The organism is Halopseudomonas xiamenensis, from assembly GCF_014219065.1.
Taxonomy (GTDB): Bacteria; Pseudomonadota; Gammaproteobacteria; order Pseudomonadales; family Pseudomonadaceae; genus Halopseudomonas; species Halopseudomonas xiamenensis.
In genome coordinates this window covers 195,782-213,386 of record NZ_JACLGO010000003.1, presented here as the reverse complement: position 1 = coordinate 213,386, position 17,605 = coordinate 195,782, and the positions used below count along the sequence as shown (strand labels likewise).

Sequence of the window (17,605 nt, the reverse complement as noted above, 5' to 3'; positions counted from 1 at the left end):
TGGACCTGTGTGGGAGCCCCACACTCGGGGCGAGGGGGACTACACCGAACACCCACCCTGATGCTCTTCTCCTGCTGCCAACGGCTCGGCACACCCCTCTTGACCATCCGTGCGTGGCCCACTGAGGGCTGACCAGTTCATTGCCAGGTAGGCCGCGAAACACCCGGCCCACAGCAGACCGGAGATGGCTTGCAATTGGCTCATCCAGGGCAGGAACAGATGCATGCCGGAGGCCGCCCGCAGCAGGGCAGCCAGCACCAGCAGGGTGGCGGTGATCGGCTGCCAGGGGCGGCGATCGAGCCAGAGTCCGGCGTGAATGCGTCCGGCAACCATCATGATGGCAAAGATCGACAGGCCCATGGCTCCGGCCATCAGCAGATGTCGCCCGGAGGATGGCAGCAGTGGCGCACCGAGCCAGGCAGCACCCATCAGAGCGTAGCCCAGCGCAATCAGCCAGTAACTGGCATAGAGCATCAGCGCCCAGCGGGTGAACAGGGCACGGCCGATATGCCAGTCGTTGAGCAGGTTGAGCATGGCCGCAGCGGCGGCCAGGGCCGTCCAGCCGGTGATGACGTCATGCCCGAAGATGAACTCGGTCATGCTGCAGATCAGGATGGTGACAATCGCCAGGTTGCGTCGGGGCGGGCGGGCCAGGTAGCCGACCTCTTCAGTCTGCTGTCGATCCGGATGACCGTGTTCAACCAGCCCATTGACCACACTCATGGATACCCGGCTGGTGGCGATGATGATCAGCACCATCACCATGCCCACACTCAGGTACAGCCAGGCCAAGGGATTACCGCCGGCACCTGCGGCGACAAAGAAGCCCAGTTGCAGCAACGCCAGTGCGGCGATGGCCCAGGCAAAGCTGACATGCCGACGCTCCGGTGCATTCCACACCCGGGGCAACACCTCCCGCAGCAGCAACACCCATAGCGCCAGATTCAGCAGCGCCGCTGGCCAGAGCCCGATCAGCGCAGGCCAGGCACCGGCCAGCAGGTAGGCCAGTCGGGCTGCCAGCCACAGCAGGGTCATCTGCACTAGCGCTCGGCGCGACGGAATCGGGGTGCGGGTAAACTCCGGCACGGCGGTCAGCACAAACCCGGCAATGGCCGCGGTAACGAAGCCGAACAGTAGCTCATGGCCGTGCCATAGCAGGCTGCCGCCGGGCATGCCAGCGGGTACCAGCCCGCGCAGCATCAGCAGCCAGGCGAGGACCATCACCACTGCACTGGCGCCAGTGAGAATAAAGAAAGGCCGGAAGCCGCACATGAACACCGGCCAGTCGCCGCGCAATGCGCCCTTCAATCCGCCGGGTATGCTGCTCATACACTGCACCCCGAATGTTGCTCATGGTGGCTGATCTGGACCGGTAGTTCGCCTTCGTCCAGCCCGAAACCGATCCGTACCTCCCGCACCTGCATCAGTTCAGCGGTGGTCTGGTAGACCCAGGTACTGCTGCGCTCGGCCTGCGGTTGCTGCAGGGTGAACTCGTAGACCATGCGACCAGGGTCCGGCACCATCATCAATATACGGTCGGCCAGGCGTACCGCCTCCATCAGGTCATGGGTGATCATCAGCACCGCGGTGCCCTGTTGCTGTACTTGCTCCTCCAGCTGTCGATAGAGTTCGGCCTTGAGACCGATATCCAGCGCGGAGAAGGGCTCATCCAGCAATAGCAGGTCGGGCTTGATCGCCAGCGCCCGGGCCAGCGATACCCGGCTCTGCATGCCGCCGGACAGCTCATGCGGGTACTTGGCCAGATCCTCGGGCGCCAGGCCCATGCGCTGGGCCAGAGCCGCCGCCTGGCGTTGCCGGGCGGTCTTGGGTACGCCCAGTGCCTTGAGCCCGAGAGCGATATTGTCTGCCGTGGTTTTCCATGGCATCAGCCGCGGCTCCTGGAAAACACAGGCAAGGCCACGAAAGGTCGACTGCATGACCACCTCCGACGGCGTCAGCAGCCCGGCGATGATATGCAGCAGGGTACTCTTGCCGCAGCCCGAGGGACCGACCAGCGCCAGGGTTTCCCCGGCGTACAGGTCCAGCCCGACATCAGCCAGTACCTCGGTCACGCCGTAGCGGTGATACAGATGGCGGATATGCAATTCACTCATGGTCCGGGCTCCGTACGCCAGCGTTCCACCCGCCGCTTGATCGGCTCCAGCAGCAGGTACTCGAAGGCCAGCAGCAGCCCCAGTACCGCAACGATCCAGCCCAGCGACGAGGCGGTGTCCAGTTGCGCGCGGGAGACCGCCAGCGCCGCGCCGACCCCGTCCACGGTAGTCAGCAGTTCGGCCATCACCACGACCTTCCAGGAGGTGCCCAGCGCGGTGATCCAGGCCGGAAACAGATAGGAGGTGATATGCGGCAGGTAGAGGTCGGTCAACAGCATGCGCCAGGGCAGGCGGTAGGCCAGGGCCACATCCTTGAGCTTGTTGTCCAGTGTGCGACCGCCCTGCATGGCCCCGGCAAAGGCAATCGGGAAGCAGGCGATGAACACGGTGAATACCGGTGTGGCATCGCCCATGCCGAACCACAGCATGGCCAGCACCAGCCAGGCGATCGGTGGCATGCCCAGCAGCAGGGTCACCAGTGGGCGGGACATCATCGCTGCGGTCATCGAGCGGCCGGCCAGCAGGCCCAGCAGGGTACCTATGCCCAGCGCCAGCCCCAGCCCGTACAGCGCCCGGCGGGCGGAAATGATCAGCTCCGGCAACGCCTGGCCACTGTCGAACATGCCCGACAGTTGCTGCAGGGTCGCCACCGGGCCAGGCAACACCAGATCACCATAGACCCGCCCACCCAGTTCCCACAGGGCACAGAACAACAGGATGCTGGCCACTGCGCCCCAGCCGCTCCACAGATAGGCGAGGGTGGCCCCCAGCGCATTGTGCAGTGACCGCAATGGACTCATGGCTGCAATCCGTAGAAGGCCGCATCCGGGAGTTTACCGCCGACACTGGCCGGTTGGCGCTCCAGCAGCAATTGCAGAAAGCGCTCCAGCTCCGGGCGGGCCTCGGCGGCACTGGCGTAATGCCGGGGCAGGCTGTTGATCGAGTCGGTGGCGGCTTCGGCGGTCAGTATGTCGATATGCCGTGCCGCCAGTTCGCCACACTCCACTGCTTGAGCCAGGCACCACTGGTGCGAGGCGGCGTAGGCAGCTTCCAGCTGTTGTACCAGTCGCTCATCCTGTCGCGCCTCGCCCAGCACCACCATGCCGGCCTGGGGAATGCGTGCCTCGGTCTGCAGCAGGCGACCCCATTCCGCCTGCAGATCGACGCTGCGATACAGCTCAGGCGCCACCACCGACACCGGGAACGAGCGGGTCTTGCGCAGCGCCATGGACACCGCCGGCTCGGCCAGCAGGGCATGATCCAACCGGCGCATCACCAGCAACTGCATGGCATCCATCGGCGTCGCCATATAGCGCAGGGTAAAGTCCCTGCGTGGGTCCAGCCCGGCCCGTTCGGCGAGGAAGGTGAAGACGATATCCGGCATATCGGCCCGGAAGGGCACGGCGATTTCCTCGCCCTTGAAGTCCGCCAGCGTCTTCAATTCGGGATTGCGCGACACCAGCCACAACATGCCCCACACTGAGACGTTGCTCAGCCGCAGCGGCACCTTGCGGTTATACAAGTTGGCCGCCACATTGGTCGGCATCGCGGTGAAATCGGCCCCACCCTCCAGGGTCAGCGCACGCAACTGATCGGGGTTGCTCCACAGGCGAAACTGTACCTGCCCGGCCACCGCGTCGAGGGCGCCGCTTTCCAGCATATGCAGAAGAGGATAGGACACCGTCGTCGGCGGTCCGGCCAGCACCAGCTTGTCACGGAGCAATGACTCAGCGGCTACCGGCAATGACAGCAGAGCGGTGAATAGGGCACCCAGGGTGCAGTTCAGGATGGGCTTGATAATGATTCGCATACGCCGAGTATATTTTCTTCGTCGTCGAAACGACATGACAAATATCAAGGCGTAAAAGCAAAAGCCAGCTTGCCAAGCTCATCACAGTCTGTCGCATTGCTCCTGTCCATGTCCCAGCCCCCTCTGTAATCCTGTTGCCACATACCGCCATCAAGGAAGCGATATGGCCCACAGCCACGATCAGAATTTCAAGAACCTGATCCTGGACTATCCCCGGCAGGCGCTGGAGTTCTTCGCCGAGCAGGAAGCAGTTGGTCTGGATCAACAGGTGCGGATTACCCCGATCCGCCAGGAACAACTCAAGGAGCGTCTCGGCGACCATTTTCGCGAACTCGATGTACCGCTACTGGTAGAGTGGCCCGACGGACGTCGGGAGACACTGCTGTTCGTCATCGAAGAAGAAACCGATCCCACGCGCTTTTCCATCCGCAGACTTGCCCGCTACTGCCTGGACCTGACCGAGCTAATGAAAACCGACCGGGTAGTACCGGTGGTGATTTTTCTGCGACCCGGCAAGCGGATTCCCACGCAATTGAAACTGGGTGGTGACCGCCACACCTACCTATCCTTCCGGTACCTGGGCTGTGACCTGGCCAGGCTGGAAGCAGGAGATTGGCTACGGAGCAGCAACCTGGTAGCCCGCCTTAACCTGCCCAATATGCACTGGCTGCCGGAACAGAAGATCGACATCTACGCCAGTGCTGTACGTGGATTACAGGAAATGGAGCCGGATCTGGACAAACAGGTCAAATATCTGGACTTCATCGACATCTACACCGCCCTGGATGATAATGAAATGCGTGAATATCAAGAGCGTTACCCGCAGGAGACAAACAAGATGAGTGGATTGCGAGAGCGTTGGTTGAGCGAGGGGAAAGAGCAGGGAATTGCGCAAGGCATAGAAAAAGGCGAACGCAGCCTGCTGTATCGCCTGTTGACCCGCCGCTTCGGCCCGCTGGACGAACCTACCGAAGCTCGCCTGCAAAAGGCAACGGCCGCCGAGCTGGAACGCTGGGCCGACAACATCCTCGAAGCCCGAACCCTGGAAGACGTTTTTACCCTGCACTGAACTGGAAGGCTGATCGCGGCCCGGTCGGGTTTCACCTCGGCCGGCGCCATCGCGGGCCGGCCCATCGCTTGAAATGCAGTTCTCCCTTTCTCCAGAATATCGAGCGTTCCGGTAAGCGGAGCCCGTCGGCAACTTCTCGTAAGAGCCGCCATACCCCATAAATCCCCGCCAATTTTTTCCTGCTCTCTTGACATTTATCAAGAGGGTTTCTGATCTCTTCCTGCTAATAATAATGATTCGCATTTGTGGTGGGCTTTGTTTATAGTCATTGACAGTCCTCGGAAGCCTCTGGCAGGGCGTTTCCAGGGACAGGGGGAGGGAAGCGGTAATGCCATTCAAGCAGAAAAAACTGGCGCTCATCATATCGGCGCTATGTCTGGCGGGACCAGCGACGCTGGTACACGGCCAGGAAAATACGAATAACACGGATAAGGTATCAACGGAGGAGGCCGCACGGCAGGACGAGGCGCTGACGCTGCCGCCGATCAACGTTCGCGGCCAGCGGCTGACCCAGGACGAAGTGGGGCATCTGAACGTCTACCAGGAAAACGTCACCAGCGTTTACCAGGGCCGCGAGGAACTGCAGCGCTTCCAGGTCACCAATCCCGGCGACGTGTTCAAGGGCATGAACGGCGTCTACAGCATGGACACGCGCAGCAGCCAGGCCATCACCCCGAATATCCGCGGCATTACCGGCGAGGGGCGCACGCCGCTGACCATCGATGGTACCGAGCAATCGACCAACGTCTGGCTACATTTCGTGGGGGCGGGCAACCGCAGCTATGTCGACCCGGCGCTGTTCCGCAGCATCGAAGTGGAGAAAGGCCCGTCGCTGAGCCGGGGTATCAAGAGCGGCGTGGGCGGGGCGGTGAACATCCGCACCATCGAAGCCGGCGACATCATCCCCGAAGGCGATAGCTGGGGTATCGAAGCTAACCTGAAAACCTCGGGCAATACCAGCAAGCCCCGGTTCGATGCCGCCTCGGTGTATGGTCAGGACTATCGCAGCATACCCGGTGCAGCGCGGGCTAACACGGATGGCATAACGATCGATACGCCACCTGCACGTACCAGAAGCGATAGTCAGGCACTCAACTTCGAGGACCACTCGGAAATGCTGGCCATTGCCGGGCGCAATGAGTTCGTCGATATCCTGCTGTCGCGCAGCGAGCGTACTTCGGGGAACTACTATGCCGGGAAAAACAATGCCGGCAGATATCAGGGACACGATGTATGGGATACCAGTAGCACTGACGTCTACCTCCCTAACCTGACCAAGGTATACGCTGCGGGCAGCGAGGTGTTCAATACCTCCAGTGAAACCGAAACCACCCTGATCAAGAACAATTGGTACCTGCCCAACGAACAAAGGCTGGGTCTGCAATTCATGCGTACCGATACGACCTTCGGTGAAACCACGCCCGGTCGCTCGATGCTGATGTATGCCTATCGAGAGGGCGCGGAGCAAGCCCAGCCGGATCTTGACTGGGCGAACATTCGCAACTTCGTCTATGAAGATCCGCGCTCGGAACTGAGGCTCGACAGTTACAAGCTGAGTTACGACATAAAGCCCATGGACTCCAGATGGCTGGATCTGGAAACCAGTCTGTGGCAGACCAAGGCGAAGGGCACCCGCTATCAAACGGGTGCGTCACCCTGGGGCCTCGATCTTGATGATGCCAAAAGGGATGAATTGGGACTTTGGGATAGTTTCTGTACTGGGCCGTGGGAAGGTACCTGTACTGGGATCTGGCCTGAGCCAGACCACGACGGCACCATTGTTCCCCTTGGCCGGCAATGGACCACTCATGACCGCACTGGCTTTGATTTCAGCAACCAGATGATCCTGGCCAGCAACCTGCAACTGACCCTTGGCGGCAGTTACCAGCAGGAGAAACTGGATGAGCGGGTACAGCAGAGTAATAGAAACACCAACAGCATGCTGCCGGATGGCGTTTATCTGAATACCGGGACCGACCGTTTCGGCCCGCGTTCGGGTGAACGCAAGGAATACTCGGCCATGATGAACCTGGCCTGGCAGGCCACCGATTGGCTCACTGTAACGGCAGGCACCCGCTATCTGCATTACACCGGTAAGGATACCGGCACGGCCAGGCTTCGCCGCCAGCAGAGTGAGTTTTATAAGGCAACACGGCGCAAAACCGGTGTGGAGCTGGAATGGGGAGAGTTGCTGACTCCTGAAGAAAACATGGCCCGTCAAGAAGCAATACAAAATGGAACAATATGGCAGTTCTATGAGGAACACGGAGAGGTTGTCGGAGCAAACGTTAATGGCTATAGATACGTATTCTGGAAGAAAACAGCATTTATTCCCTATAAGGATGGCAAGCCGGACTCTTCGCAAAACCCATTCGCCAATGGTGACGTTGACACTTCGAAGCTATATGAAGTCGTAGAAAACGCTTTGGATCAAAGTGGTAATGCGACAGAGATCAGTGTGCCCGTAATTTACCCAACAAATTCTTTATATGGCACGGATATTTATGAAACGCTGGATGCCAGCCAAGGATGGGAGGCTCCAGAAGAGCAGTCCGGTGATGCCTTTAGTCCGGTGCTTAGCGCCACCGCCCGCATTACCCCTTTTGGTACCGTCTTTGCCCGTTATGCACAAACCACTCGCTTTCCCAGTATCAACGAGCTGACCTCCAGTGCCATCCTCGACGGTGCCGGCACGGTGGGAACCCTGGCGGCGGGTGCCAGCAAGCCGGAACGCAGTAACAACTGGGAGGTGGGTTATGCCCATGACCTGACCCAGTTCTTCCCGAGTCTGGGATTTGCCGATGTGCGCCTGAGTTACTACAACACCGAGATCAAGAATTTTATCGACCGGGGTTCATTCTACGACAGCATTCAGTTCGACAAGAAAAAAACCAGTGGAGTGGAGTTACAGTCACGTTTCGATACGGGGCGTATGTTTGGCAGCCTGGGGGGCACCTACCGGCTGAACCAGAAACTCTGTGACAAGGATTACGCATCGAGCCTTGACCCGTATTACAACAGAATTCCCAGCTGCATGACCGGCGGTTTTCCCGGTACTTACAGCGGCAACAGCCTGCAACCCAAATACTCCATCGATCTATTGCTGGGCACTCGTCTGTTCAATGAGCGGCTGGAATTGGGCTGGCGCAGCGTATACCACGCGGGTGCGGAAAACAGCCAACTGGATAGCCTGCTGGCCTCGGAACTCTCTGCTGGCAACAGCTTGACCAGTCGGGATATGTGGTTCAGAGACGGTAATCAGGATGGCTTCTACTGGCGCTCGGTTCTACTGCATGACCTGTATGCCAATTTCGAGGTGAATAAGCAGGTGGCCTTGAACCTGGGCGTGACCAACCTGACCGATGAATATTATCTGGACCCGATGGCCAAGACCCTGTTGCCGGGACCGGGACGCACTCTTACAGCAGGACTAAAAATTAATTTCTAGTTTTTTGCTGGTTTTTTGTAAAAAACCAGCCGTTTTTAAACTCAATCAAGAGGATATGAAAATGAAAAAATCAACATTGGCTCTGGCCATCATGGCGCTGATAGGTAGTGGTGCTGCACTGGCTGTCCCTCTGGGGGGAACCTCGAATAGTGCGGGCGTGGCTGTGGGGGCGTCGAACCACATCCTGTTCGGTGGCGGTAACTCCGGTGTGGCGCTGAATGGGGCGAGCACCCGTATCGACCTGGCAGGTGGCCCGATCAATGGCTCGAATAACGCCATTGCCGACCATGGCAATGGCGCGATCATGACGCCTTCCGATATGGGCATGCCTGCCTTGCCGATCAACGTCGCCCAAGTGTGGAAAGATACCGGGTCGGTGAATGGCGCGGGTAGCACTTATGCCAACTTCGCCGTCAACAGCATTCGTCAGATCACCACCCTGTCCATCGCGCCGCAGTTCGGTGGCCTGGTGATCGGGCAGGTAGCGGCCAATAGTTCGGGCACTCCGGCCAGCCCTGTCGTTCCGCTGGCCGTGGGCAATGGTGTGTACTTCGGCGAGTGGGCACCTCGCGCTGTGGGTACTCCGCCAGCCAACAGCACCAACCTCAATATGACCGATACTGGTCGCACTGTCTGGTATGTGGGCGATAACCCTGTTGCGAATAACAGCATGCCAACACTGGTCAATGCGGTTTACGGTGTGATCGGTATCAATCAGACGGGTACAGACGCCGTGGGTAATGTTCTGCCTGGTGGCCTGCCGGGTAACCAGAGCTTCTATACTGGCGAGCTGACCGCTAACTATGCCTCGGGTGCAGGTGGTATTACCGGCACCATCGATCGGGGTAGTAGCAGCATTAACTTTGCTGGTACCAGCATTGGCAGCGATGGCACCTTCAATAATGGCAGCACTATCGAAGGTCGCTTCTATAACAATGCTGATGCCCTGGCCGGTATCTATACCGGCGGTGCAAGCGCGGCAGATCATGTCGCCTTCGGTGGCAGTAAAATCGCTCCCTAAGGTTTGACCACTCTCCACTGGCGGCCACCAGTGAAGAGCGTCAAACAGGGCAATCCGGGTGGTTTCCACTTGGCATTGCTTGTACGGAGAGTACCTGTAGTACCTGATGGAGGCCGGTTCGCCGGCCTCCATTCTATGACGCCATCACTCAGAATGGAAAAATTTCTATGTCTTGCCGTTCCACAGCCCTCTGGCTGTCGTTTATGGCGTGCCTTGTTGCGCCCGCAATCTGGGCCGATGACGACGATACGCGCTTTTTGCAGGAGCAGACCCGCCGCAGTCTTGAGCAGCGATCCCAGGCCGAGGAGGAGCTGGCACCGCCGCCTGGTACGCTGATGTATGAGGGCCAGCGCTACCAGGTGCCGAGTACCCTGGAGGCGCTTACTCCGGCGATCTATGTGGCGATCAATACCCAGCAGTGGACACAGTTGCCGGACTTTATCGCCCGTTATCGCGAGCTGCCGGGGCATCGGCCCGCGCTGGCGAATATGGCGGAAAGCCTGTATGCCCGTTTTCAGGGCAAGTATCCGCAGGCACTGCGGCTGATGGAGCAAGCCAACGAGCAGGAGCCGCAGGATGCAAGGATCCAGTTGGAGCTGGCCCGTCTGTGGTTTGAAGATCATCAGGAGCAACGTGCCGCGCAGGGTTTTGACAAGGTGCTGGCCATGGGGCTGCCCGCAGAGGTGCAGATGCTGGTAGCGCAATACCAGCAGGCCATGGCCATCCGTGACCGTTGGCATGGCAGCGCGGCGGTCGGGGTGGGGTATAACGACAATATCAACCAGGGCAATGGCTATTACAGCTGCCTGAACTATTTTGCCGGTATCTGCTTTTTTGAACGGCAGATGCCTGATCCCATCGAGTCCGGGCTGGTTAATTATGAGCTGTCGTTGCAACGGCGCTATAACCTGTCAGGCAATCACAACCTGCAACTGCGGCCGATGAGCTACGGCACCTATTACGACAAAACCAATCCGTTGAGCACCGCGACCATGCAGGACTACAGCACCAACCTGGCCCAGTTGCAGGTGGGCTATCAGTATCTGAATGCGCGCAACAGCATCAGCGCCATGCCCTACGTCGAGCATTATTACCGCAACCGTGCCAGTGAGTATCTGGCCCACGGGCTGCAACTGGAGTGGCGGCATACCCTGGGCCGCAAGTGGCAGATCAGCACTAACCTGGACGCCCGCCGCTACGAATATACCAGCAAGGGCCAGCGTCTCGGCGCGGATTATGAGTTGTATCAGTGGGGCGCGACGGCGGCTTATATGCCGCAAGTCAATACCAGTCTGTATGGCGGGTTAACTGTGAGTCGCCGCAAATACGAGATAGAGCAGGCCAGCAGCAAGGATTGGGCGGCGAGGGCAGGGGTGTACCACGGCTTTCCCGGGCCAGCCGGTTTGTTTGTCAACGGCATGGCTATCTACCGCGACAGCCGCAATGATGCCCATGACTTCTTTCTCGGTGACCGGCGGCGGGACCGGCAGCAGGTGTATATCCTCAGCGCCGGGGTCAATGGCTGGAAGGTTGCGGGACTGACGCCGGAGATCCGGTTGCGGCATAGCATCAATCACAGCAATCTGGATTGGGCGTTCGGGTTTGAGCAGACCGAGGTGAGTTTGATGTTGCGGCGTAGCTTTTGAGGGAAAGGTCGCGGTGGTTTTTCATCGAGCAGGCACTCGCCAACCCTGGCGGGCTTGCCGGTTTGCAGCACGCATATAATCAATCCACACACCAGCGGCCTGCAGTCTTGGGGTGTAGCGCACCTGCGCTACGCCTGCAATTTCGAGCCGCTGATGGCTGTCGGCGAGCAGGTGCTCGCCAACCCTGGCGAGCTTGTCAGTTCTTTGCGATCAGGTTACCCGCGTGCAGGCCACATTCCTTCTGGGTGGCTTCTTCCCACCACCAGCGGCCTTCGCGTTCATGCTGGTTGGGCAGCACCGGGCGGGTGCAGGGTTCGCAGCCGATGCTGATGAAACCGCGCTCATGCAGCTTGTTGTAGGGAATCTCCAGCATGCGGATGTAGTTCCATACATCCTCGCTGCTGTAGTTGGCCAGCGGGTTGAACTTGATCAGCGGGCGTTCGATACTGCCGAAGCTCAGGTCCTGTTCGATGACCGGTACATGACTGCGGGTGCCGGGGCTCTGGTCGCGGCGCTGGCCGGTGATCCAGGCGTCGACGGTAGCCAGCTTGCGGCGTAGCGGGGCGATCTTGCGGATGCCGCAGCACTCGCCGTGACCGCTTTCGTAGAAGTCGAACAGGCCCTTTTCCTTCACATAGGCTTCCAGTGACCGCTGGTCCGGGGACAGTACCTCCAGCTGGATGCCGTAGTGCTTGCGCACTTCTTCGAGGAAACGATAGGTTTCCGGGTGCAGGCGGCCGGTGTCCAGGGTGAAGACCTTGATGTTCGGGTTGATCTTCCAGGCCATGTCGAGCACGACGATATCGTCGGCGCCGCTGAACGACAGCCACAGATCATCGAATTGCTGTATGGCCAGCTTGAGAATATCCTGCGGCGACTTGCTGGCATATTCCGCGGCCAGGGTTTCTACATCGAACAGATTGGTGGACATCAGGCTCTCCCGCAATGCGGCCCTGCATGCGGGCCATCTTTAATCGCGGCATTTTAACAAGCGCCGCTTAGCACTTCTGCTTTTATTTGGTTATAGTTTTATGCTCTTTGGCTATCAATATCCGGTGTTCGGTCGGCTCGCCGTTGCGCCCCGCAAGCGGAGCCGGTAGATTGTTGCGCCAGTTCAATCACTGCTTCAGGAGTACTCTGTGGAAATCGCCTGCCTTGACCTCGAAGGTGTTCTGGTCCCCGAAATCTGGATTGCCTTTGCCGAGAAAACCGGTATCGCCGAGCTGCGTGCGACCACCAGGGATATCCCGGATTACGACGTGCTGATGAAGCAGCGCCTGCGCATTCTCGATGAGCATGGCCTGAAGCTGACGGACATCCAGGAAGTCATCGGCACGCTGAAGCCGCTGGACGGCGCGGTGGAGTTCGTCAACTGGCTGCGTGAGCGCTTCCAGGTGGTGATCCTGTCCGATACCTTCTATGAATTCTCCCAGCCGCTGATGCGTCAGTTGGGCTTTCCGACCCTGCTGTGCCACAAGCTGGTGACCGATGACAGCGGCCGGGTAGTGGACTATCAGCTGCGCCAGAAGGATCCCAAGCGCCAGTCGGTGCTGGCATTCAAGAGTCTGTACTACCGGGTGATCGCCGCTGGCGATTCCTACAATGACACCACCATGCTGTCCGAGGCGCATGCCGGCATCCTGTTCCATGCACCAGACAACGTCATTGCTGAATTTCCGCAGTTCCCGGCGGTGCATACCTTCGAGGACCTGAAGCAGGAATTCATCAAGGCGTCGAATCGTTCGCTGGTGTTGTAAGGCTGGTTCCATGGAAGGTCGAGTTCCACCTCGACCAGTGCCGTTCATAGAAACACCGCTGGCCGGGATGGAACCCGGCCTTCCCTGGCCTGATGTTAGCTCCTCCCGATTTTACAGCTAACCTGAAAACCCCCTTCGATCCCGAAGACTCCTACCTCCTCCGGGCTCCCCGGATAATGCAGCCATGTTCACAGCCGGCCTCCCATTGCGCCGGCCATAACAGGGGGCTGCATGCATTCATTCGATGTAATCGTTCTTGGCGGCGGTAATGCCGGGCTCTGTGCCGCGCTGGCGGCGCGGGAGACTGGGGCCCGAGTGGCGCTGGTGGAGCGCGCGCCTGAGGAGCAGAAAGGTGGCAACTCGGCACATACCGGTGGCGCCTTTCGCGTGGCCTACCGTGGCAATGACGACCTGCGGGTGCTGATGCCCGATCTGCTCGACAGCGAGCTGGAGACCAGCGACTTCGGCAGCTACAGCGAGGATGATTTCTTCGGTGAACTGGCTGCCATGAGCCAGTACCGGGCCGACCCGGAGGTGCTCGACACCGTGGTCACCCAGAGCCTGGATACGCTGCGCTGGATGACCACCAAGGGCGTGCGTTTCATGCCGATCTACGGGCGCCAGGCGTTCAAGGTGGATGGCAAGTACAAGTTCTGGGGTGGTCTTACCGTGGAGGTATCCGGCGGTGGCCTCGGGCTGGTCGAGGCGCTGAGCAACCGGGCACAGCGCGAGGGCGTGGAGGTCTTCTATGGGGCGCGTGCCAAGCGCCTGAACCGCTGTGGCGATGGTCGCTGGCAGGTGCTGGCCGCCGATGGTGAGGTGTTCGCCGCGCCGGCGGTGATCGTCGCCACCGGTGGTTTCCATGCCAACCTGCGCTGGCGCGCCCAGTACCTGGGCCCAGGCTGGGATCTGGCCAAGGTGCGGGGTTCGCGCTTCAATACCGGTGATGGCATCCAGATGGCGCTGGATATCGGCGCCGCCGCGCATGGCAACTGGTCCGGTTGCCATGCGGTGTTCTACGACCTCAACGCCCCGGCGATGGGTGATATCGACCTGCTCAACATGCAGAAGAACTACTTCCACCTGGGGGTGGTGGTGAATGCCGAGGGGCGGCGCTTCGTCGATGAGGGCGAGGACTTTCGCAACTACACCTATTCCGGCATGGGCGAGAAGGTGCTGCGTCAGCCGGGCGGGGTGGCCTGGCAGATCTTCGACCAGCATAGCGAGTCACTGTTGCCCGACGAATACCGGGTGCGCCAGGCGACCCGCATTCAGGCCGATAGCCTCGAAGAGCTGGCTGGCAAGCTGGAGGGTGTCAATACCCGGGCGTTGCTGCAGACCTTGGAGGAATACAACGCGGCGGTGCGTAGCGACATTCCCTTCAACCCGGCGATCCGCGACGGTCGCTGTACCGAAGGCCTGGCCCTGCCCAAGTCCAATTGGGCCAATCCGCTGATCAAGCCGCCCTTCGTTGCCTATGCGGTGACCTGCGGCATCACCTTTACCTTTGGCGGTTTGCAGGTCGACAGCCAGGCGCAGGTGCTGGATGAGCAGGGACAGCCGATCGACGGCCTGTACGCCGCCGGCGAACTGGTCGGCAACCTCTATTACGTCAAGTACGCCGGTGGCGCGGGCCTGACCTCCGGCTCGGTGCTGGGGCGGCTGGCCGGTGCCGGGGCGGCAGCCCGTAGCGATGAGTGGCAGCGGGCCTGAACGGAACAACAATAATGACAACAAGAGATTGCACTATGCGATATCCCCAAGGACCCTGGGCGCTGCGGCGCCAGGCGCTGAGTTGGGCCTTGCTGTGCGGGCTGGGCATGAGCTGCTCGCTGCCGGCTGCTGCCGCCCCGGTCGACCGCGCGGCCATCAGTGCCGAGCTGCCAGGCAACGATTGGCTGGCCTACGGGCGCAACTACTCGGAGCAGCGCTTCAGCCCGTTGCAGCAGATCAATAGCCAGAACATCTCGGAGCTGGGGTTGGCCTGGGCACTGGACCTGCCCGAAGCGACCTCGCTGGTATCGACGCCGCTGGTGAAGGAGGGCGTGATCTACTTCAGCGCCACGCACAGCGTGGTACACGCGGTGGATGCGCGCAGCGGCAAGCCGCTGTGGCGCTACGACCCCAAGGTCACCGAAGCCTTTCGCGACAATAACCCGCGTCGCCAGCGCATGTACTGGGGCATGAACCGTGGCCTGGCGATGTGGGGGAACAGTCTCTTTGTCGGCACCGGTGATGGCCGGTTGATCGCGCTGGACATGGCCAGCGGCGAACCGCAATGGTCGGTGCAGACCACCGACCCGCAGAGCAGTGCGATCATCACCGGCATGCCGCTGGCATTCAACGGCAAGGTGCTGATTGGTTTCGGCGGTGCCGATAATGGCCCGTTGCGTGGCTATGTGAGCGCCTATGACGCCAAGACTGGCGAGTTGTCCTGGCGCTTCCATACCGTACCCGGCAACCCGGCAGAGGGTTTCGAGAACGAGGCCATGCGCATGGCCGCCGAGACCTGGAGTGGCGAGTGGTGGAAGCACGGCGGTGGCGGCACCGTGTGGAACTCGATGACCTACGATCCGCAGTTCAACCGGGTGTACCTGGGTACCGGCAATGGCGCGCCGTGGAACCGCAAGATACGCAGCCCGGAAGGGGGCGACAACCTGTTCCTCTCATCCATCGTCGCGCTGGATGCCGACAGCGGCGAGTACCAGTGGCACTACCAGACCACGCCCGGCGAGACCTGGGATTTCAACTCCTCGATGGACATGGTGCTGGCCGAACTGGAGATTGACGGCGAGCCGCGCCAGGTGCTGTTGCATGCGCCGAAGAACGGTTTCTTCTATGTGATCGACCGGGCCAGCGGCAAGCTGATCTCCGCCGAGAAACTGGGCGAGGTGACCTGGGCCGAACGCGTCGATCTGGCCACCGGCCGCCCGGTGGAGGTGCCCGGCGCGCGTTATGAAAGCGGCGAGGCGTTCATCTGGCCGGGGCCACCGGGGCGTCATAGCTGGCATCCGATGTCGTTCAACCCACAGACCGGGCTGGTGTACGTGCCGGCGCTGCACATTCCCGGTTACTACAACGACATGGGTATCGATCCGAAGAAGTGGCTGCATCGCAGCCATACCTATGCCTTCGGTCTCAATCTCGGCGCCGGTGATGCGCCGCGCGAGGCGGGTAGTTCATCGCTGATCGCGTGGGACCCGCTGGCCCAGCGCGAGGTCTGGTCGCAGCCCACCGCCGGTGCCTGGCCGGGCGGTACCCTGACCACCGCCGGCAACCTGGTATTCCAGGGCCAGGCCGATGGCTATCTGAAGGCCTTCGATGCCGCCAGCGGTGCGCCGCTGTGGCAGTTCCAGGCCCAGCGTGGCATCAGTGCACCGCCGGTGAGCTACAGCGTTGATGGTGTGCAGCAGATTTCCGTGCTGGTCGGCTGGGGTGGCGGAGGTCCGCTGGTCGGAGGCTCGTTGTTCGCCCAGCACGGCTGGGGCTATCGCGACCAGACCAGACGCCTGCTGACCTTCCGTATTGGCGGCGAGGCCGCATTGCCGCCGGTAACCAGCGCAGCGCTGCAACTGCTGGATAACCCCGATCTGCAACTGGATGCCGAGCACGTGCAGCGGGGGCGGGATCTGTATGTGCGCAATTGCCAGACCTGCCATGGCAACGATGTGATCAGCGGTGGCGGCGCCCCGGACCTGCGCGCCTCGGCCCTGGCGCTGAGCCCGGAAGGCTTCGATCAGGTGGTGCGCGGTGGTGCTCTGCAACTGCGCGGCATGCCGGTGTTCGATGATTTCGACCAGGCGCAGCTGCAGGCGCTGCAGCAGTTCATCCGGGATCGCGCCCGGGCCAGCCAGCCGGCCGAACCCGGCCTGGTCATGGAGGCCAACCGTTCCGACAACCATATCGACAAGGACCAACCATGAGTATTCGTATCTGGCACCAGAGCTTTACCGTTCTCAGTGACCTGGGCGCCTATGACGCCGCGCTGCGTGCGCATTTCCGCAAGGTCGCCCGTCCGGATACGGTGATCGACATGCATGGCATGCAACCGGGCACCTACCGCAGCAACTATCCGGGCACCGATATCAAGCATGCCGCGCTGCAGTACCTGCATGGCCTGCAGTTCATGGCCAATGGCATCAATGCCGAGGCCCAGGGCTATGACGCCTACGCCATCAGCACGCTGCCGGAGCCGGCGCTGCGCGAGATTCGTAGCCTGCTGCGGATTCCGGTGGTGGGGTATGGCGAGTCGGCGATGCTGACCGCCTGCATGCTGGGGCGCAAGTTCGGTGTGCTGGTGTTCATCGACGAGCTGGCCGAGTTGGTCGCCGACAACGCCGAGCGCCATGGTCTGGGCCAGCGCCTGAGCGGCGTGCGGCATGTCGGCTTCGGCTTCAACGATGTGCTGGCGGCCTTCGAGCAGCCGGACAGGCTGATCGAGCGTTTCCAGGCCGCAGCCCATGGCCTGATCGAGGCCGGTGCCGAGGTGATCATTCCCGGCGAAGCACCGCTGAACGTGCTGCTGGCCACCCACGGCATCAACCAGGTGGACGGGGTGCCGGTGCTGGACTCGCTGGGCGCCTGGATCAAGCAGGCGGAAAGCATGGTCGATCTGCAGCGTGCCAACGGTACCGCCAGCTGCGACCGCAACTACTTTTCTGCCCGGCCTGATCCGCTGCGGGTACGTGAGATTCTTGAATTTTATGGCCTGGGCGAGCGTCTGCTCGACCCGCGCTGAGG

At 60.8% G+C, this 17,605-nt stretch carries 13 protein-coding genes; 8 read left to right on the top strand and 5 right to left on the bottom strand.

From position 1 onward, the window contains the following. Positions 1-39: 39 nt before the first annotated feature. Genes H6X51_RS03480 through H6X51_RS03465 form a run of 4 tightly spaced genes read right to left on the bottom strand, consistent with a single transcriptional unit; the run spans position 40 to position 3,924 of the window. On the bottom strand, positions 40-1,329 hold the full coding sequence (locus H6X51_RS03480) for an NnrS family protein (RefSeq protein ID WP_185266113.1): 1,290 nt from the start codon (positions 1,327-1,329) through the stop codon (positions 40-42). After that, positions 1,326-2,114, bottom strand: a complete 789-nt coding sequence (locus H6X51_RS03475) for an ABC transporter ATP-binding protein (protein WP_185266112.1) — start codon at positions 2,112-2,114, stop codon at positions 1,326-1,328. The genes H6X51_RS03480 and H6X51_RS03475 overlap by 4 nt, the downstream gene beginning before the upstream one ends. Continuing rightward, complete coding sequence (locus H6X51_RS03470; protein WP_407925938.1) at positions 2,111-2,905, bottom strand: ABC transporter permease; 795 nt, start codon at positions 2,903-2,905, stop codon at positions 2,111-2,113. The genes H6X51_RS03475 and H6X51_RS03470 overlap by 4 nt, the downstream gene beginning before the upstream one ends. Positions 2,906-2,910: 5 nt before the next feature. Then, on the bottom strand, positions 2,911-3,924 hold the full coding sequence (locus tag H6X51_RS03465; RefSeq protein ID WP_185266110.1) for an ABC transporter substrate-binding protein: 1,014 nt from the start codon (positions 3,922-3,924) through the stop codon (positions 2,911-2,913). Positions 3,925-4,087: 163 nt separating this feature from the next. On the opposite strand from H6X51_RS03465, the gene H6X51_RS03460 reads away from it, so the two are divergent. The 4 genes from H6X51_RS03460 (at position 4,088) to H6X51_RS03445 (ending at position 11,108) form a co-directional block, all read left to right on the top strand. Beyond that, positions 4,088-4,993 (top strand): DUF4351 domain-containing protein, encoded by a 906-nt coding sequence (locus H6X51_RS03460; RefSeq protein WP_185266109.1) that lies wholly within the window; start codon positions 4,088-4,090, stop codon positions 4,991-4,993. A 328-nt stretch (positions 4,994-5,321) separates the two neighbouring features. Beyond that, positions 5,322-8,441, top strand: a complete 3,120-nt coding sequence (locus tag H6X51_RS03455) for a TonB-dependent receptor domain-containing protein (protein ID WP_185266108.1) — start codon at positions 5,322-5,324, stop codon at positions 8,439-8,441. A 55-nt stretch (positions 8,442-8,496) separates the two neighbouring features. Further along, on the top strand, positions 8,497-9,462 hold the full coding sequence (locus H6X51_RS03450; protein ID WP_185266107.1) for a HupA family protein: 966 nt from the start codon (positions 8,497-8,499) through the stop codon (positions 9,460-9,462). Between the two features lie 203 nt (positions 9,463-9,665). Further along, positions 9,666-11,108: a surface lipoprotein assembly modifier gene (locus H6X51_RS03445; protein ID WP_185266106.1), complete on the top strand. Its 1,443-nt coding sequence runs from the start codon at positions 9,666-9,668 to the stop codon at positions 11,106-11,108. A gap of 196 nt (positions 11,109-11,304) precedes the next feature. Here H6X51_RS03445 and H6X51_RS03440 read toward each other — a convergent pair whose 3' ends face one another. Next, on the bottom strand, positions 11,305-12,039 hold the full coding sequence (locus H6X51_RS03440) for a phosphoadenylyl-sulfate reductase (protein WP_185266105.1): 735 nt from the start codon (positions 12,037-12,039) through the stop codon (positions 11,305-11,307). 208 nt (positions 12,040-12,247) lie between these two features. On the opposite strand from H6X51_RS03440, the gene thrH reads away from it, so the two are divergent. The 4 genes from thrH to H6X51_RS03420 all read left to right on the top strand — a co-directional run bounded on the left by thrH (position 12,248) and on the right by H6X51_RS03420 (position 17,603). Continuing rightward, the gene (gene thrH / locus H6X51_RS03435; protein ID WP_185266104.1) at positions 12,248-12,865 is read left to right on the top strand and encodes a bifunctional phosphoserine phosphatase/homoserine phosphotransferase ThrH; all 618 of its coding nucleotides are present in this window, start codon (positions 12,248-12,250) and stop codon (positions 12,863-12,865) included. Positions 12,866-13,096: 231 nt separating this feature from the next. Beyond that, a complete protein-coding gene (tcuA, locus tag H6X51_RS03430; RefSeq protein ID WP_185266103.1) occupies positions 13,097-14,578 on the top strand; it encodes an FAD-dependent tricarballylate dehydrogenase TcuA in 1,482 nt (493 codons plus the stop codon). A 35-nt stretch (positions 14,579-14,613) separates the two neighbouring features. Next, the gene (locus H6X51_RS03425) at positions 14,614-16,788 is read left to right on the top strand and encodes a PQQ-dependent dehydrogenase, methanol/ethanol family (RefSeq protein ID WP_185266102.1); all 2,175 of its coding nucleotides are present in this window, start codon (positions 14,614-14,616) and stop codon (positions 16,786-16,788) included. Beyond that, on the top strand, positions 16,785-17,603 hold the full coding sequence (locus H6X51_RS03420) for an aspartate/glutamate racemase family protein (protein WP_185266101.1): 819 nt from the start codon (positions 16,785-16,787) through the stop codon (positions 17,601-17,603). Before H6X51_RS03425 ends, H6X51_RS03420 begins: the two co-directional genes overlap by 4 nt. The last annotated feature ends 2 nt before the right edge of the window (positions 17,604-17,605 follow it).